General features: G+C 72.3%; 15 protein-coding genes. 12 read left to right on the top strand and 3 right to left on the bottom strand.

The genetic code is table 11. The features are described 5' to 3' along the window. The 4 genes from HZS56_RS27160 to HZS56_RS27145 form a co-directional block, all read left to right on the top strand. Positions 1-856, top strand: an 856-nt coding sequence (locus tag HZS56_RS27160) for a CbiQ family ECF transporter T component (RefSeq protein ID WP_216723415.1), incomplete at its 5' end; no start/stop codon positions are given. Beyond that, positions 853-2,547 (top strand): ABC transporter ATP-binding protein, encoded by a 1,695-nt coding sequence (locus tag HZS56_RS27155; protein WP_216723414.1) that lies wholly within the window; start codon positions 853-855, stop codon positions 2,545-2,547. The genes HZS56_RS27160 and HZS56_RS27155, both read left to right, overlap by 4 nt. Next, the gene (locus HZS56_RS27150; RefSeq protein WP_216723413.1) at positions 2,544-3,410 is read left to right on the top strand and encodes an ECF transporter S component; all 867 of its coding nucleotides are present in this window, start codon (positions 2,544-2,546) and stop codon (positions 3,408-3,410) included. Before HZS56_RS27155 ends, HZS56_RS27150 begins: the two co-directional genes overlap by 4 nt. A 917-nt stretch (positions 3,411-4,327) precedes the next feature. Further along, positions 4,328-4,621: a hypothetical protein gene (locus HZS56_RS27145; protein ID WP_253914933.1), complete on the top strand. Its 294-nt coding sequence runs from the start codon at positions 4,328-4,330 to the stop codon at positions 4,619-4,621. Positions 4,622-4,648: 27 nt separating this feature from the next. Here the strand turns inward: HZS56_RS27145 and HZS56_RS27140 are convergent, their stop codons facing one another. Then, positions 4,649-5,074, bottom strand: a complete 426-nt coding sequence (locus tag HZS56_RS27140) for an ATP-binding protein (protein WP_374201213.1) — start codon at positions 5,072-5,074, stop codon at positions 4,649-4,651. A 94-nt stretch (positions 5,075-5,168) separates the two neighbouring features. Here HZS56_RS27140 and HZS56_RS27135 point away from each other — a divergent pair, with 94 nt between their 5' ends. From HZS56_RS27135 to HZS56_RS27125, 3 genes are all read left to right on the top strand, one after another. Beyond that, a complete protein-coding gene (locus tag HZS56_RS27135) occupies positions 5,169-6,017 on the top strand; it encodes a helix-turn-helix domain-containing protein (RefSeq protein WP_216723412.1) in 849 nt (282 codons plus the stop codon). Next, complete coding sequence (locus tag HZS56_RS27130; protein ID WP_216723411.1) at positions 5,977-6,255, top strand: DUF397 domain-containing protein; 279 nt, start codon at positions 5,977-5,979, stop codon at positions 6,253-6,255. Before HZS56_RS27135 ends, HZS56_RS27130 begins: the two co-directional genes overlap by 41 nt. Positions 6,256-6,350: 95 nt before the next feature. After that, on the top strand, positions 6,351-8,006 hold the full coding sequence (locus tag HZS56_RS27125; RefSeq protein WP_216723410.1) for a DUF8823 domain-containing protein: 1,656 nt from the start codon (positions 6,351-6,353) through the stop codon (positions 8,004-8,006). Here HZS56_RS27125 and HZS56_RS27120 read toward each other — a convergent pair. Continuing rightward, positions 7,960-10,062, bottom strand: coding sequence for a bifunctional glycosyltransferase 87/phosphatase PAP2 family protein (locus tag HZS56_RS27120; protein WP_216723409.1), 2,103 nt, complete (start codon positions 10,060-10,062; stop codon positions 7,960-7,962). The genes HZS56_RS27125 and HZS56_RS27120 overlap by 47 nt on opposite strands. A gap of 522 nt (positions 10,063-10,584) precedes the next feature. On the opposite strand from HZS56_RS27120, the gene proP reads away from it, so the two are divergent. Then, on the top strand, positions 10,585-11,931 hold the full coding sequence (gene proP / locus HZS56_RS27115) for a glycine betaine/L-proline transporter ProP (RefSeq protein ID WP_216723408.1): 1,347 nt from the start codon (positions 10,585-10,587) through the stop codon (positions 11,929-11,931). A gap of 232 nt (positions 11,932-12,163) precedes the next feature. After that, on the top strand, positions 12,164-12,835 hold the full coding sequence (locus HZS56_RS27110; protein WP_216723407.1) for an O-methyltransferase: 672 nt from the start codon (positions 12,164-12,166) through the stop codon (positions 12,833-12,835). A gap of 22 nt (positions 12,836-12,857) precedes the next feature. Here the strand turns inward: HZS56_RS27110 and HZS56_RS27105 are convergent, their stop codons facing one another. Beyond that, on the bottom strand, positions 12,858-13,250 hold the full coding sequence (locus HZS56_RS27105; RefSeq protein WP_216723406.1) for an FHA domain-containing protein: 393 nt from the start codon (positions 13,248-13,250) through the stop codon (positions 12,858-12,860). Between the two features lie 146 nt (positions 13,251-13,396). Between HZS56_RS27105 and HZS56_RS27100 the strand changes: the two genes are divergently transcribed. From HZS56_RS27100 to HZS56_RS27090, 3 genes are all read left to right on the top strand, one after another. Further along, positions 13,397-13,801 carry a DnaJ family domain-containing protein gene (locus tag HZS56_RS27100; RefSeq protein ID WP_216723405.1) on the top strand — a complete coding sequence of 135 codons (405 nt, stop codon included), beginning with the start codon at positions 13,397-13,399 and terminating at the stop codon, positions 13,799-13,801. A gap of 144 nt (positions 13,802-13,945) precedes the next feature. Continuing rightward, a complete protein-coding gene (locus HZS56_RS27095; RefSeq protein ID WP_216723404.1) occupies positions 13,946-14,473 on the top strand; it encodes a GNAT family N-acetyltransferase in 528 nt (175 codons plus the stop codon). Positions 14,474-14,586: 113 nt separating this feature from the next. Further along, entirely contained in the window at positions 14,587-15,798 is a 1,212-nt protein-coding gene (locus HZS56_RS27090; RefSeq protein ID WP_216723403.1) for a peptidoglycan-binding domain-containing protein, read from the top strand. The last annotated feature ends 46 nt before the right edge of the window (positions 15,799-15,844 follow it).

Raw genomic sequence — 15,844 nt, 5'->3', positions numbered from 1 at the left:
CACCCTCCTCACCCTCCCCGAAGTCCCCCTCCCCGACTGGGCGCAGGGCATCCGCCTCGGCGGCCGGGTCACCGCGGAGGGCCTCACCTTCGCGCTGTACGACGCGATGAAGCTGGCCACCCTCCTCATCTGCGTCGGCGCCGCGAACGCCCTGGCCAACCCCGCCCGCCTCCTCAAGTCCCTCCCCGGCGCCCTGTACGAGATGGGCGTCGCCGTGGTCGTCGCCCTCACCTTCGCGCCGAACCTCATCGCCGACGTCCAGCGACTGCGCGCCGCCCGCCGCCTGCGGGGCCGCCCGGACCGGGGCATGCGGGGCCTGCTCCAGGTGGGGCTACCCGTCCTGGAGGGCGCCCTGGAACGTTCCGTCGCCCTCGCCGCCGCGATGGACTCCCGCGGCTACGGCCGTACCGCACAAGTGCCGGCCCCCGTACGCCGTACCACCGCCGCCCTCACCCTCGGCGGCCTGCTCGGCGTCTGCGCGGGAACGTACGGCCTGCTGACCGCGGCGGGCGGCACGTACGGCATCCCCGTCCTCGTCGCCGGTGCCGCCGCCGCCCTCGCGGGCCTGTGGCTGGGCGGCCGGCGCACGGTCCGCACCCGCTACCGCCCCGACCGCTGGGACACCCGGGCCTGGCTGGTCACGGCGTCCGGCGTCGCGGTCGCCGCGCTGCTCTTCCTCGCCAACGCCCGGGACCCGGCCGCCCTGCACCCGGGCGTGGTGCCGTTGACCGCCCCCGCCCTCCCCCTCTGGCCGGCGGCAGCCGTACTCCTCGGCCTGCTCCCGGCGTTCATCACCCCCGCACCGGAGAACTCCACGGGTACGCCCGTGGGTACGCCCATGAAGGAGCCGTCGTGATCCGCTTCGAGGACGTGTCGGTCACCTACGACGGCGCCACCGAACCCACCGTCAGCCACGTGGACTTCGAGGTCCCGGAGGGCGAACTCGTGCTCCTGGCCGGTCCGTCCGGAGTCGGCAAGTCCACGGTCCTCGGCGCGGTCGGCGGCCTCGTTCCGCACTTCACCGGCGGCACGCTGAGCGGCCGGGTCACCGTGGCCGGCCGCGACACCCGCACCCACAAGCCGCGCGAACTGGCCGACGTGGTCGGCACGGTGGGCCAGGACCCGCTCTCCCACTTCGTGACGGACACCGTCGAGGACGAGCTGGCCTACGGCATGGAGTCGCTGGGCCTCGCCCCGGACGTGATGCGCCGGCGCGTCGAGGAGACCCTCGACCTCCTGGGCCTGACCACCCTGCGCTCCCGCCCCATCGCCACGCTCTCCGGCGGCCAGCAGCAGCGGGTCGCGATCGGCTCGGTCCTCACCCCGCACCCGGAGGTCCTGGTCCTGGACGAACCCACCTCGGCCCTGGACCCCGCCGCGGCGGAGGAGGTACTGGCCGTACTCCAGCGCCTGGTCCACGACCTCGGTACGACGGTCCTCATGGCCGAGCACCGCCTCGAACGGGTCATCCAGTACGCCGACCAGGTCGTCCTCCTTCCGGCCCCCGGCACACCCCCGCTCCTCGGCGCCCCGGCGGACGTGATGGCGGTGTCCCCGGTATACCCGCCGGTGGTGGCCCTGGGCAGGCTGGCGGACTGGTCCCCGCTCCCCCTGACGATCCGCGACGCCCGCCGCCAAGCCGCACCGCTGCGGGACCGCCTGGCCGACCGGAACATCCCGGACCACACGCCCCACCAGACCGCCACACTCCCGCAACCCCCTGCCCTCCGCCCGGCCCCCGCCCGCTGGTGGCGCCGCACCAAAACCCCACCGGCTCCCGCGTCCTCCACCACCCCGTACGCCGCCGAAGTCCGCTCCCTCGCCGTGCGCCGGGACCGCGTGCAGGCCCTGCGCCACGTCGACCTGACCGTCTCCCCCGGCGAGACGGTCGCCCTGATGGGCCGCAACGGCGCCGGAAAGTCCACCCTGCTCTCGGCGCTCGTCGGCCTGGTCGAGCCGTCCGCCGGTTCGGTCCGGGCAGGCGACGCCGTACCGCACCGCACGGCACCGCGGGACCTCGTACGCCGGGTCGGCCTGGTCCCGCAGGAGCCGCGCGACCTGCTCTACGCCGACACGGTCGCCGCGGAGTGCGCGGCGGCCGACCGCGACGCGGACGCACCACCCGGCACCTGCCGCACCCTGTTGTCGGAACTGCTCCCCGGCATCACGGACGACACGCACCCCCGGGACCTCTCGGAGGGCCAGCGCCTCACCCTCGCCCTCTCCGTGGTCCTGACGGCCCGCCCGCCCCTTCTCCTCCTGGACGAGCCGACCCGCGGCCTGGACTACGCGGCGAAGTCCCGCCTGACCGGCATCCTGCGCGGCCTGGCCACCGAGGGCCACGCCATAGTCCTGGCCACACACGACGTCGAACTGGCCGCCGAGCTGGCCCACCGCGTCGTCCTCCTGGCCGAGGGCGAGGTCATCGCCGACGGCCCGGCAGCGGACGTCGTGGTGGCCTCCCCGTCCTACGCCCCACAGGTGGCCAAGATCCTTGCCCCCCTCAAGTGGCTCACGGTGACCCAGGTCCGCGAGGCCCTGGCATGACCGACGGCCGTACCACCCCCCACGACCGCCAGGCCCGCGCCGTACGCCTCGGCCCGCGCTCGGTCGCCGCTCTGCTCCTGGTCAGCGCGGTGGGCGTGGCGGGCTTCGGCTGGCCCTTCCTGGCCCCGCCGGACGCCTCGCTCAACGCGCACACGCAGGACGCGCCGTGGCTGTTCGCGGGCGTGCTGGTCCTGATGGTGGCCGTGGTGGCGGCGACGATCTCGGAGTCCGGCCTGGGCCCCAAGGCGGTGGCGATGCTCGGCGTCCTGGCGGCGGCGGGCGCGGCCCTGCGCCCCATCGGCGCGGGAACGGCCGGTCTGGAGCCCATGTTCTTCCTCATGGTCCTCAGCGGCCGGGTCCTGGGCCCCGGCTTCGGCTTCGTCCTGGGCTCGGTCACGATGTTCGCGTCCGCGCTGCTCACGGGCGGCGTGGGTCCGTGGCTGCCCTTCCAGATGCTGTCCATGGGCTGGTTCACCATGGGCGCGGGCCTCCTGCCGGGCCCCGACCGCCTGCGCGGCCGCGCCGAGCTGCTGATGCTGGCGGCGTACGGCTTCCTGGCGGCCTTCGCCTACGGCACGGTGATGAACCTCGCGGGCTGGACGTTCATGAACACCCTCGCCTCGAACATCGCCTTCGACCCGGACGCCTCGATCGCGACCAACCTGGCCCGCTTCCTCGCCTACTGCCTGGCCACGTCTCTGGGCTGGGACGCAGGCCGCGCCGCCATGACGGTCCTCCTCACCCTGACCCTCGGCCCACCCCTCCTCCGAGCCCTCCGCCGAGCCACCCGCCGAGCAGCCTTCGAAGCACCGGCGACGTTCGGGGGGCGGGACGGGGAGAGAGACGCCGACGCACCTGAGTAACAGAGCTGCCCCGCGACGGTGTCAGCAGTTCAGGTCCAACATGGGCACAGCACGGTCCTCATACGTCTTCGAAACCACCGTGGCGACTCATCTGGGCAACTGCGGGCACTGCGGAAGAGTCGAAGCCATCGATATGCACGCCGATGTGGCCTGGTCAAGGCCAATCTTGCAGACCGTTTCGACAAGCAGAACCCACCCGCCCCGGGAGACGACCTGACGGCCGCCGTCCTGGGCGCGGGCAGGGTAGGACCCGACGAAGTGCTTCACCGGGTCAGCGCGAACCCCTCTTCTTCCCCTGGTTCCCCTGGTTCCCCTGGTTCCCCTGGCGGGAAGGGATGCTGATTTCGGGTACCGTCAGGAGGCGTTGTCTCGTCTCACGGGATGGCCAGTTAGCCCCGTTGGCACGGATCTGCGCCTGCGTGCGCAGAATCTGGGCGACACCTGTCCTCTCCGAGCCAGGAGCCGAAGTCGGCCCCTGCCGTGGGGCCACTGGGGCTGGCTGGACTGGTTGAGTTCCTCGTCGGACCGGTTGGGTCGGGTCGTAAGGCGTCGAGATGTCCACAGGTACTGCGCTGAACATCGCCTCTTCCCCGGGCGGCTGCTGCCGCGCCGCATCCCTACTTCGGTCGTACGTCGGGCTCGCCCGGGCGTGAGCCGGGTTTGTTAGGTCGTATGCCGGGTCCACTGGGTGCGCAGGCACCTGAGCGTGACCGGATACGCGCTGCCGCCGTACATCACTGGGCCCGGCGGCCCGCTGCTCCTCCGCCGCCTGCCCGCCGCCAGTACCGTAACTGTTCGTTGTTCCGCTGTCGTGCTTCACAGCCCCAACAACGAGACGCCCTCGCCAACGGTTCATCGAGTCTGGGCCAGATGAACGGCTTGGGGCTTTTGCTTCACTTGTTGGTCCAGCAGCGGATGTGACCGAGCCGGAGCGGCAGCCGCGCATGGAACGGCGCATGGGTCTCGTCCTGGTCGGTCTCTACGAACGGCACGGGATGATCAGTGAGGACGGGCTGCTTCAGCGCACCCGTGTCGTACCGATCCAGTCACCCGGCCGCGGACACCGGCTGGTGTTCGTCACCGCCGCCCCGGAGACAGGTACCGCCTCCCAGCTCTCCGGCCCGGTCACGTACTTGCTGTTCGACGAGCCGGACACGGACGACGAGGCCAGGCCGCCACGCAAACGCCGCTGGTTTCGCCGCGGCAGGTGAATACGCGGGGAGGAGGACGGTGCGCCGTCAAGGAGTCCCGCACTCGAACCACACCGTCTTGCCGCCCTCCACCCCCGGCACGGCACCCCACCTGTCGGCCACCGCGTCCAGCAGCATCAGCCCCCGGCCGCACTCCGAGTCGTCGCCCACCCGCGCCGCCCGCAGGGGGAGCCGGGGGCTGCCGTCCGTCACCTCCACCCGCACCCCCGCCCCGTCCGCCTGCCGCAGCAACAGCAGCGTGCAGCGGCGGTCCGGGACGTGGCGTACGACGTTGGCCAGCAGTTCGGTCACGCCGAGTTCCACCGCGTCGGACAGCTCGTCGAGGCCCCACTCGCCGAGGTGGGCGCGGACGATGCGCCGGACGTGCCGCGCCGAGTGGGCACCGGCCGTGAAGCTCATCCGGTACTGGTCCGGGCAGCGGCTCAGGAGGTTCGGGGGAAAGTATTCGTTCACGGCACGAGCCTGACGTCGGACGACTACCGTGGGCTACCGAACGGATACAACCGGTCCCGTAGTGGACCGAGTTGCGCGAGAGAGGGCTCTCCGCATGACCCACATCAACGTCCTCGACCCCGGCGCCTCACCCCTCGACTACTACGGTTTCGAGCTGCGCCGCCACCGCGAGGCCGCCGGGCTCACCCAGCGGCAACTCGGCGACATCGTCAACTACACCGGCTCACTGGTGGGCCAGATCGAGACCGCGAGGAAGCTGCCCACGCCGGAGTTCAGCGAGCGGATCGACGCCGCGCTGGGCACGGGCGGGCTGCTGTCCCGGCTGGTCCATCTGGTGATGCGCAGCCAGCTTCCGGCCTGGTTCCAGCAGGTGGCGGAGCTGGAGGTACGGGCTGCCGAGATCTGCACCTTCCAGACGCGGATGATCCACGGCCTGCTTCAGACCGAGCCCTACGTACGGGCCGTACTGAGCGCGCTCGACCCGACCGACCTCGACGACCGCACCGCTGTACGTCTCGCCCGCCAGCGCGTCCTAGAGAAACAGGAGCCACCGGTCTTCTGGACGGTGCTCAGCGAGGCAGCGCTGCGTCAGGAGATCGGCGGCCGGAGGGTCATGCGCGGCCAACTGGCCCACCTGTTGTCCTTCGAGGACGACCCCCGGATCAACGTCCAGGTGCTGCCGTTCTCGGTGGGCGCGCACGCGGGACTCCAAGGCTCATTCACCCTCTTCCGCTTCGCGCAGGACCCAGCCATCGTCTACACGGAGGGGTACGACGCCGGGCATCCGGCCGCCAACCCGGAGACCGTCGCGGACTGTTCGCTCCGTTACGATCACCTCCGGGCCGCCGCTCTCTCCCTCAAGGACTCGGCGGCGTTGATCCGCCAGACGATGGAGGAGCGCTATGGAGAGCAAGGCGATACCGACGACGATCCAGTGGCGTAAGTCCAGTTACAGCGGCGACCAGGGCGGCGAGTGCCTGGAGTGCGCGCCGCTCGGCCTGCTGGCCTGGCGCAAGTCGTCGTACAGCAGCGACCAGGGCGGAAACTGCGTCGAGTTCGCCGAGCTGACGCCGCACGCCACCGTCGCCCTGCGCGACTCCAAGACCCCGGCGGGCCCGGTCCTCACGGTCGCGCCCGCTGCCTTCGTCACGTTCGTCGGCTGGGCCGCCATGTCTGAATGATCAGGCCCGGTCCAGGTCAACGTTTCTGTTCGGATTATCGTCTTCGCCTGTGCCCTCGCTGTGCACCCCGATGACGCCGAACGGAAAGCCCGACCGTGGTCCCTGCCGAACTCATACCCACCCGGTCCGAAGGGCGTCAGGACAGACGCGCGGGTGAAGCCCTGCGCGACTTCGGGCGCCGCTACCGAGTGCCGTTGCTCGCCACGCTGCCCACCATCCCGCTGTACGCGGTGTGGTGGGCGTTTCTCGCCACCGGTGGCGGGGACCTCGCGGCGCAGCAGGCGTGGGCCGACTTCGCGTCGCGGCACGGGGGTTCGGCGTACGGGCTGTTCTGGTACGGCGGGATGCACACCGCCAACTACAGCGTCATCTCGCCGTACTTGATGGCCCTGCTCGGCGTGCGGACGGTCACGGTCGTGTCCGGGCTCGCCGCCTCCTGGCTGGCCGCCGTGCTGTTCGTGCGGGCCGGGGTGCGCCGGCCGCTGTGGCCCGCGCTGCTCGCCTCGCTCGCCCTGTGGTGCGACGTCGCCTCGGGCCGGACCACCTTCGCCCTCGGGGTCGCCTTCGCGCTGGCCGCCTGTGTGCCGCTGGTGCGGGAGCGGCGGCTGTACCTCGCCGCCGGGTACGCCGCCCTCGCCACCCTGGCGTCGCCGGTGGCCGGGCTGTTCCTGGCCGTCGTGGGGGCCGCGTTCCTGCTCGTACGGGACTGGCGGCGGGCGCTCGTGCTGCTCATACCCCCGGCGGCCGTGGTCGGGCTGACGACGCTGCTGTTCCCCTTCACCGGGGAGCAGCCGATGCCGGGGGCCCGAATATGGCCGCCGGTCGTGCTCGGTCTCGCCGTCACCGTGCTGGCCCCGCGTACCTGGCGGGTGGCCCGGTGGAGCGGGGCCGTCTACGCGGCCGGGACCGTACTGACGTATCTCGTCGCCTCGCCGGTCGGCACGAACGTGGAGCGGTTCGCGGAGCTGTTCGCGCCCGCCGTGCTGCTGGCGGCGCTGCTCAGTGCACCGCCCGCGCTCACGGCGGCGCGATCCCGGCGGCTGCTGTCGGGGTTGCTGGCCGTCGCCGTCGTCTACTCCGTCGGGTGGGTGGGGAAGAAGACCGTCGACGATCTGCGCGTCTCCACCGTCGTGCCGGCCTGGGCAGCCGAGACCGACGGCGTGGTACGGGCCCTGGACGGGCTCGGCGCCGACCGTGGGCGGGTGGAGGTGGTGCCGGCCCGCAATCACCGCGAGGCCGCCCGGCTCGCCCCGCACGTCAACCTGGCCCGCGGCTGGAACCGGCAGCTCGACGTGGAACGCGCCCGCCTCTTCTACGACGGATCCTTCTCGGCGGCCGCCTACCGGGAGTGGCTGGACCGCTGGGCGGTCGGGTTCGTCGTCCTTCCGCTGGGCAAGCCGGACGGGCCCGCCGAGGCCGAGGCGGCGCTCGTACGGGATCCGAAGCAGCGGCCGGAGTGGCTGGAGCCCGTCTGGCAGGACCCGCACTGGCGGGTCTACCGGGTGCGGGACGCCGTACCGCTCGTCTCCGCACCCGGCACCGTCATGACCGCGACCGGCGCCGACCTGGTGCTGCGGGTGGACCGGCCCGGCGACGTGACCGTGCGGGTCGCCTGGTCGCCGTGGCTGCGCAGCGACGGCGGGTGCCTGGCGCGGGACGGGGAGTTCACGCGGCTGACCGCCCCGGCGCCGGGCGAGTACCGGCTCAGCTCGCGGTACGGTCCTTCGCCGGGGCCGGGGGATCGCTGCTGAGGTCCTGCGGCTGCTCGGACTCTTGAGCGGCGGGCACGGGAGCCGTCGCCGCAGCCGTCGCTGTCCTCGCCCTCGGTCCCTGGAACAGGTACGTCAGGCCGAAGCCCGCCGCGACCACCGCCGCGCCGCCGACCGCGTCCAGGATCCAGTGGTTGCCGGTCGCCACGATCGCCGACACCGTGAAGAGGGGATGGAGCAGGCCCAGGGCCTTCATCCACATCTTCGGCGCGATGATCGCGATCGCCACCCCGCACCACAGGGACCAGCCGAAGTGCAGCGACGGCATCGCCGCGTACTGGTTGGTCAGGTGCGTCAGCGTGCCGTAGTCCGGCTTCGTGAAGTCCTGCACCCCGTGCACCGTGTCGATGATGCCGAGCCCCGGCATCAGCCGCGGCGGCGCCAGCGGGTAGAGCCAGAAGCCGACCAGGGCGAGCAGCGTGGCGAAGCCCAGGGAGGCGCGGGCCCAGCGGTAGTCGACGGGGCGGCGCCAGTACAGGACGCCGAGGACCGCGAGCGGGACGACGAAGTGGAACGACGTGTAGTAGAAGTCGAAGAAGTCCCGCAGCCAGCCGACCTTGACCACCGCGTGGTTGATCGCGTGCTCGATGTCGAGGTGCAGGAAGCGCTCGATGTCGAGGATCTGCCACCCGTGGTCCTCGGCCCGCGCCCGGCCCGCCGAGTTGCTGCCGCCGGTCGCCGCGAGGCGGACCTGGGAGTAGGCGGCGTAGGTGACCCGGATGAGGAGAAGCTCCAGGAGGAGGTTGGGGCGGGTGAGGACCCTGCGCAGGAACGGCAGCAGCGGGACGTGCTTGAAGCGGGTGGGCACCGGCGGCGCGTAGCTCGTAGGCAGCGGGCTGTCGAAGTACGGCGAGGTGCGCGGCAGGAAGGGCACGGCGACGGCGGCGGCGAGGGCCGCGAGCAGGACGACGTTGTCGCGGAGCGGGTACAGCGCGGCCATGTTCGGCAGCATCATCTTGGCGGGCAGCGTCATCACCAGGACGACGGCGACCGGCCACACGTACCGGTCGGAGGCCTTCTTGCCGACCCGGCCGACGACCGCGGGCAGGACCCACAGCAGCTGGTGCTGCCAGGTGGCCGGGGAGACGACGACGGCCGCGCAGCCGGTGACGGCGACGGCGAGCAGCAGCTGGCCGTCGCGGGCGTAGCGCACCGCGCGGCGCAGCGCGAGGACGGCGACGGCCGCGCCGAGGGCGAGGAAGAGGGCGATCTCCAGCGGCCCGGAGAGGCCGAGGCGGAGCAGGGCGCCGTGCAGCGACTGGTTGGCGAGGTCGTCGGCCTCGCCGCCCAGGCCCACGCCGGCCAGGTGGTGCACCCAGTACGTGTACGAGTCCTGCGCCATCGCCACCCAGGCGATGGCGGTGCAGGCGGCGAACGTGACCCCCGTCGACACGGCGGCCCGTCTGCGGTCGGTGAACCACAGCAGCGGCACGAACAGCAGGACGGTCGGCTGGAAGGCGGCGGCGACGCCGATCAGCACGCCGCCGACGCGGTCGCCGTGCGCGCCGCGTACGGCGAAGCAGCCCAGCAGGACGAGGAGGACGGGGATGATGCTGGTCTGGCCGAGCCAGAGGGCGTTGCGCACCGGCAGCGACAGCATCAGCAGGCTGACGGCCACGGGCGCCGCGAGGAGCGCCGTACGGCGTCCGACCGGCTGGGGCAGGGCGCGGGCCGCGACCAGGCCGAGGGCGACGACCAGCAGCAGCGAGCCGAACGTCCAGCCCCAGCCGAGGGCCTGCTCGGCGGCGCGGGTGAAGGGTTTGAGCACGAGCCCGACGAACGGCGTGCCGGTGAACTGCGTCGACTCGTACAGCGACCCCTCGACGTGCAGGACGCCGTGCTCGCCGACCCAGGTCTCCAGGTCCGTCAGGCGTTCCCCGCGCGGGGTGCCGAGGACCGTGGCGAGCTGACGCGCGGTGAGCACCGCCGCGACCAGCCACAGGCCGAGGCGCGCGACGCGCAGCCGTGCTCTGGTCGCGTCGGCGGCCGACGCTCCGAAGGACTCCGCCGGTCGCCCACTGTGCTCCGCATTCGCCACGCCTCGTCGGCCTCCCGCCCCGTTCGTACCGTGCATACCGTACGTGCCGCCCTGTGCACGCAGTGTGTCGCCGTACTGCTCCCGTACCGCTTCCGGTACTGCTCCTGGCGAACCCTATGAGGCTCGCACCACCCCCGGGAGGAGACGCAGGCAACCCCCACTCAACCTGAGTGCCGCCCGCATTTTGTCCGAACGACGATAGTGCGCGGGCGACGCGGCCGCCTCCCGCGGAAGCGAGAAGGATCACAGGTCGTGGAGCGGTGAACACCGTTCGGCGAACGGATGTCCGCTGCGTGCACGGCATTTTGATGCAGTGTGCAACGAGCAGCATACCGGGCGTAAACGGAGCATCAACGCCTATGGTCGCTTTTCTGCCCGTGGCCGAGCACCACGCCGCGCACGCCGTCTCACGTCGCGTCGCGCCGAGTCGCACCGAGCGCACGGGCTCTTTCCGGCCCGGCGACAGCGCCGCCGTGCGGGTCCGGGCGTCCCCGTCCCCGTCGAAAGCAGGCGAGCAGAGTTTTGTCGGCCGCTACCGTCGCCGCCCGTCCCCACCGGTCCGCGAGCCCCACGGTCACCGATCCCGCACTCGTCAGGCGTGCCGTCAAGGCGGCGGCGCTCGGCAACGCGATGGAATGGTTCGACTTCGGCGTCTACAGCTACATCGCGGTGACGCTGGGCAAGGTCTTCTTCCCGTCGGGCAACCCGACGGCACAACTGCTCTCCACCTTCGGCGCCTTCGCGGCGGCGTTCCTGGTCCGGCCGCTGGGCGGCGCGGTCTTCGGGCCGCTGGGCGACCGGGTGGGACGGCAGAAGATCCTCGCCCTCACCATGATCATGATGGCGGCCGGCACCTTCGCCATCGGCCTCATCCCCTCCTACGCGACGATCGGCGTGTGGGCGCCGGTGCTGCTGCTGGTCGCACGGCTGGTGCAGGGCTTCTCGACCGGCGGCGAGTACGCCGGCGCGTCCACCTTCATCGCCGAGTACGCGCCGGACAGGCGGCGCGGGTTCCTCGGCAGCTGGCTGGAGTTCGGCACGCTCGCCGGGTACATCGGCGGGGCGGGGCTCGTGACCCTGATGACGGCGCTGCTGTCGGACGGCGACCTGACGTCCTGGGGCTGGCGCATCCCGTTCCTGATCGCGGGGCCGATGGGCATCATCGGCCTGTACCTGCGGATGCGGCTCGAGGAGACCCCGGCCTTCGCGGCGGAGCTGGAGAAGGCGGAGACGAGCCGGCCGAAGGTGCCGCTGAAGGAGATGGTGACCGGGCAGTGGCGGGCGCTGCTGCTCTGCGTCGGCCTGGTGCTGGTCTTCAACGTCACCGACTACATGCTGCTGTCGTACATGCCGAGCTACCTGACGAGCGAGCTGGAGTACGACGAGACGCACGGGCTGCTCGTGGTGCTGGCCGTGATGGCGCTGATGATGGCCGTCCAACCGTTCGCGGGCGCGCTGACCGACCGGATCGGACGGCGGCCGGTGATCGCGGCGGGCTGCGCGGGCTTCCTGCTGCTGTCCGTCCCGGCCCTGCTGCTGATCCGCGAGGGCAGCCTGTGGGCCGTGGGGCTCGGCCTGGCGGCCCTTGGCCTGCTCCTGGTCTGCTTCACGGCGTCGATGCCGTCCGCGCTGCCGGCCCTGTTCCCGACCCGGGTGCGCTACGGCTCCCTGTCGATCGGCTTCAACGTCTCCGTGTCCCTCTTCGGCGGGACGACGCCGCTGGTGGTGACGGCACTGATCGGGGCGACGGGGAACATGATGATGCCCGCGTACTACATGATGGCCGCGGCGGTGATCGGCGGCGTGGCGGTCTGGTACATGACGGAAAGCGCGGGCCGCCCCCTCCCGGGCTCCCCTCCGTCCCACTAGCCCGGCCGGACCGCGCCCCTCCCCCGCCCGGCACCGGCCCCCGGGGCAACCCGCCGCAACACGTCCGAACGACCCGCGGGAACACGTCCGAACGACCCGCGGGAACACGTCCGAGCAACCCACCGGGAACACGCCCGAGGAAAACCCCGCGACACCCCTCGCCCCGCGGCATATCTTCGTTAGCGCACCTACTTAGAAAGCCTAACGACGACCGATCGCCGGAGGCCCCCGCATGACCGACTCCCGACTCTGGGACGACGTGGACGCCTACTTCATCAGCCACCTCTCCCCCAACGACGCCCCCTTGGACGCCGCCCTCCGCGAGAGCGAGACCGCCGGCCTGCCACCGGTGAACGTCGCCGCCAACCAGGGCAAACTCCTCCAGCTCCTCGCCCAGATCCAGGGCGCCCGCACCATCCTGGAGATCGGCACGCTGGGCGGTTACAGCACCATCTGGCTGGCCCGCGCCCTCCCCGCCGACGGCCGCCTCGTCACGCTGGAGTACAGCGCCCGGCACGCGGAGGTCGCCACCCGCAACGTCGCCCGCGCCGGCCTCGACGCCCTCGTCGACGTACGCGTGGGCCCGGCCCTGGAGTCGCTGCCGAAGCTCGCGGACGAGAACCCGGCGCCCTTCGACCTGGTCTTCATCGACGCCGACAAGGGCAACAACCCGGGCTACCTCGACTGGGCCCTGAAACTCACCAGCACCGGCAGCCTGATCGTCGTCGACAACGTGGTCCGCGGGGGCCGGGTGGCCGACGCGGACGACACCGCCGCCGACGTTCGCGGCACCCGCACGGCCATCGAGCTGATCGGCAGCCACCCCCGGCTCAGCGGCACCGCCGTCCAGACGGTCGGCACCAAGGGCTACGACGGCTTCGCCCTCGCCCGCGTCGTGGCCTGATCCGGAGGCCGGCGGCCCGCGCCTACGCCTCGTGGTAGAAGCCGACGTTGACGCTGCGCGGTTCCACCCGGTCCCGGACCACGACCTCGCCGCTGCCGCCCCTCGGCAGCGTCACGGTGCCGCCGTACGGCAGGGTCTGCATGTGCTCGCCGACGGTCAGCCGCACCTCGGAGGAGGGGTCCGCCTGGGAGCCGCGCAGCCAGCTGAGCCGCCACGTGCCGTCGGGGCCGCAGCGGAACTCCAGGTGGACCCGGGACACGAACAGCCAGTCGTCCGGCGTCGACAGCCGGCACACGGACTTGTCCCGGCCGACCCGCAGCACCGCGTCCGGCTCGCTGGGCGCGTCGGCCATCTGCATGCCGGCCGTGGCGCCCTCGTCCGCCGCGGTGACGGTGGCCATGGTGAGTTCAAGCACGTGCGCTCCTTGTGGGACCTGACGGGGACCCGGCGGGGTCTGGACGGGGTCCGGACGAAACCGCCCGGACGGGGACCTGAGACGTCGACGCCGCATGATAGATCGACCGGTGGCGCGGTGTCCGGCGTGTCCGGCACCATGGGTGCATGACCGAGCGAAAGCCACCCGGCGTCGACTTCGAGTCCTGGGTCGACAGACAGATCCGAAACGCTGACGCGCGCGGCGAGTTCGCCGAGCTGCCCGGTGCGGGCAAGCCGCTGCCCAGCGAGGTGGACAGCACCTACGACGAACTGTGGTGGGTCAGGCGCAAGATGGCCCGCGAGGGGTTCTCGGTACTGCCTCCCACCCTGGCCCTGCGCAAGGAGGCGGAGGACGCCCTGGAGGCGGCCCTCGGAGCACCGTCGGAGCGGGCGGCCCGCCGGATCGTCGAGGAGATCAACGTCAAGATCCGCGAGGTCATGTTCAAGCCGCCGCCCGGCCCCCCGCTCGGCAAGAAGCCCTACGACGTCGAAGAGGTCGTACGGCGGTGGCGGGAGCGCCGGGCGGGGTAGTCGCGCGACCGGCCTCCGGACGGTCCGGTTCGCCGTTCGTGTTGCCCGGCAGCACCCTCAAACGGCCACCGGAGCCCAGCGGTCGGCCCGGGGCGGGAAAACCCGCTTGCGCACCGCACGGGCCGTCTCCCGACAATGCCGGTCATGACCTGGACCGTTGCCCCGGAACCGTACGACTCCCCCATTGCCGCCGCCCTGTGGCGCGCGTACTACACGGAGGTCAGCGACCGCTGGTACCAGCTGCACGAGGGACGGGCCACCGAACCCGGCGAGCTGGAACGGGAGATCGCGGCGCAGACCGGCGCGGAACTCGTACCGCCCCGGGGCGTTCTCCTGGTCGCGCGGTACGCCGGTGAGGCGGTGGGTACCTCGGGCGTACGGCTCCTGGACGGCGGCACCGCCGAGTTGACCCGGGTGTTCCTGCACCGGCGGGTGCGGGGACGGGGCGGTGCGACGCTGCTCGTGCGGGCCGCCGAGGACGCGGCACGGGCACTCGGGGCCGAGCGCATGGTCCTCGACACCCGCGGCGACCTCGTCGAGGCCCGCGCCCTCTACGCACGCCTCGGCTACACCGAGACCGAGGCGTACAAGGAAGACCCGTACTCCGAGCACTGGTTCACGAAGGGGCTCACGACGCCTGTGGCCAACGGAGCGTTCCCAGACCGGATGTGACCCTTCCGACCCTACGGAAGTTCGTATTCCGGGGGCGTGTGCGCGGAAGTATGGAGAAGATCTGCATAATCTTTGAAGCTCGCGAGGGGAGTCGCGAAGGGAGGGACGAACGCGTGGAGCAGCAGAAGGAGCCGGCGGAGCAACGGCGCGCAGGGGCCTCGTGCCCGGAGTGCGGCACGCCCAGAGCGGCGGACCACACGCCGTCCTGCGCCTGCGGACCCCGGGCGGCCGACGCCCTGCGCGACACGCGTACGGCCCAGGCGGCTGCGGCGGAGGACTTCGACCCGCTGCGGATTCGCCCGTACGTCGAACTGGAGGGAACCGAAGGGCCTCCAGGCCCCCCGGCGACCGCGGACGCCGCAGCGACGGACGCACCCACGCCCGACCCCGACGCCACCATGACCCTGCGCACCGTCGACGCCGGCACCGACACCGGACCCGCCGCCGGTACCGCACCCGAGACCGGTACGGGACCCGAAGCCGGTACGGGCCCCGGAGCCGGTACCGGACCGGAACGCCCGCTGCCGACGCCCCTCGCCCCCTCGGCCGGTTCACCCAGCGCGCACGACCTGCGCCTGTTCGAGACCTCCGCCACCGCGCCCCTCGCGCCCGTGACCGCCCGTACGGACGAGACCGCCGGCGTGACTGGCAGCGGGACCGGCGGCGGTGCCGGCCGGGGACGGGCGACGCCGCGCAAGCGACGCAGGGGCGTACTGCTGAGTGCGGCCGGGGCGGTCGTGGTCGTCGTGGGGGCGGCCGGCTTCGCGAGTGGACTGTTCTCGTACGAGACCCCGTCCCGGGACGGAGCGATGCCGGACGAGGTCCGGGCCGGTGTGCCCGACCCGTCCTCCACCGAGACCTCGCCGAGCGCGGAGCCGACCGCGCCTTCCACCGCCCCGCCGTCCGTCTCCGCGTCCCCGGACGGTTCGGTGTCCGCGTCCGCCAGTACGCGTTCCTCGGTGGCGCCGTCCCCGTCGGTGTCGGCGTCGAGCGCCTCGTCCGCACCGTCCGGGTCGGCCGAGCCGACGCCGACCGCCACGGCCGGGCCGACCGAACAGGCCACACAGGAGTCCGGGGACGACGACCGCGACTTCTACGCCGGTCCGGAACTGCGCCGCGGCGACCAGGGCCCCGAGGTCGTCGAACTCCAGCAGCGGCTGAAGAAGGCGTTCGTCTACACCGGTGACACCGACGGCCACTACGACCGCCGGGTCGAGGAGTCGGTCCGCACCTACCAGTCGTGGCGCGGCATCCACTCCGACGAGAAGGGCGTCTACGGCCCCGACACCCGCCACCGGCTGGAGTCGGAGACGGGAGACCTCTAGGGACCCAGGAGCGTCGCCGAGCAGGACGAAGCCGCTGGTAGACGCC

The sequence above is a fragment of the Streptomyces mayonensis genome, assembly GCF_018982965.1.
Taxonomy (GTDB): Bacteria; Actinomycetota; Actinomycetes; order Streptomycetales; family Streptomycetaceae; genus Streptomyces; species Streptomyces mayonensis.
This window is presented reverse-complemented; position numbering and strand designations above follow the sequence as displayed.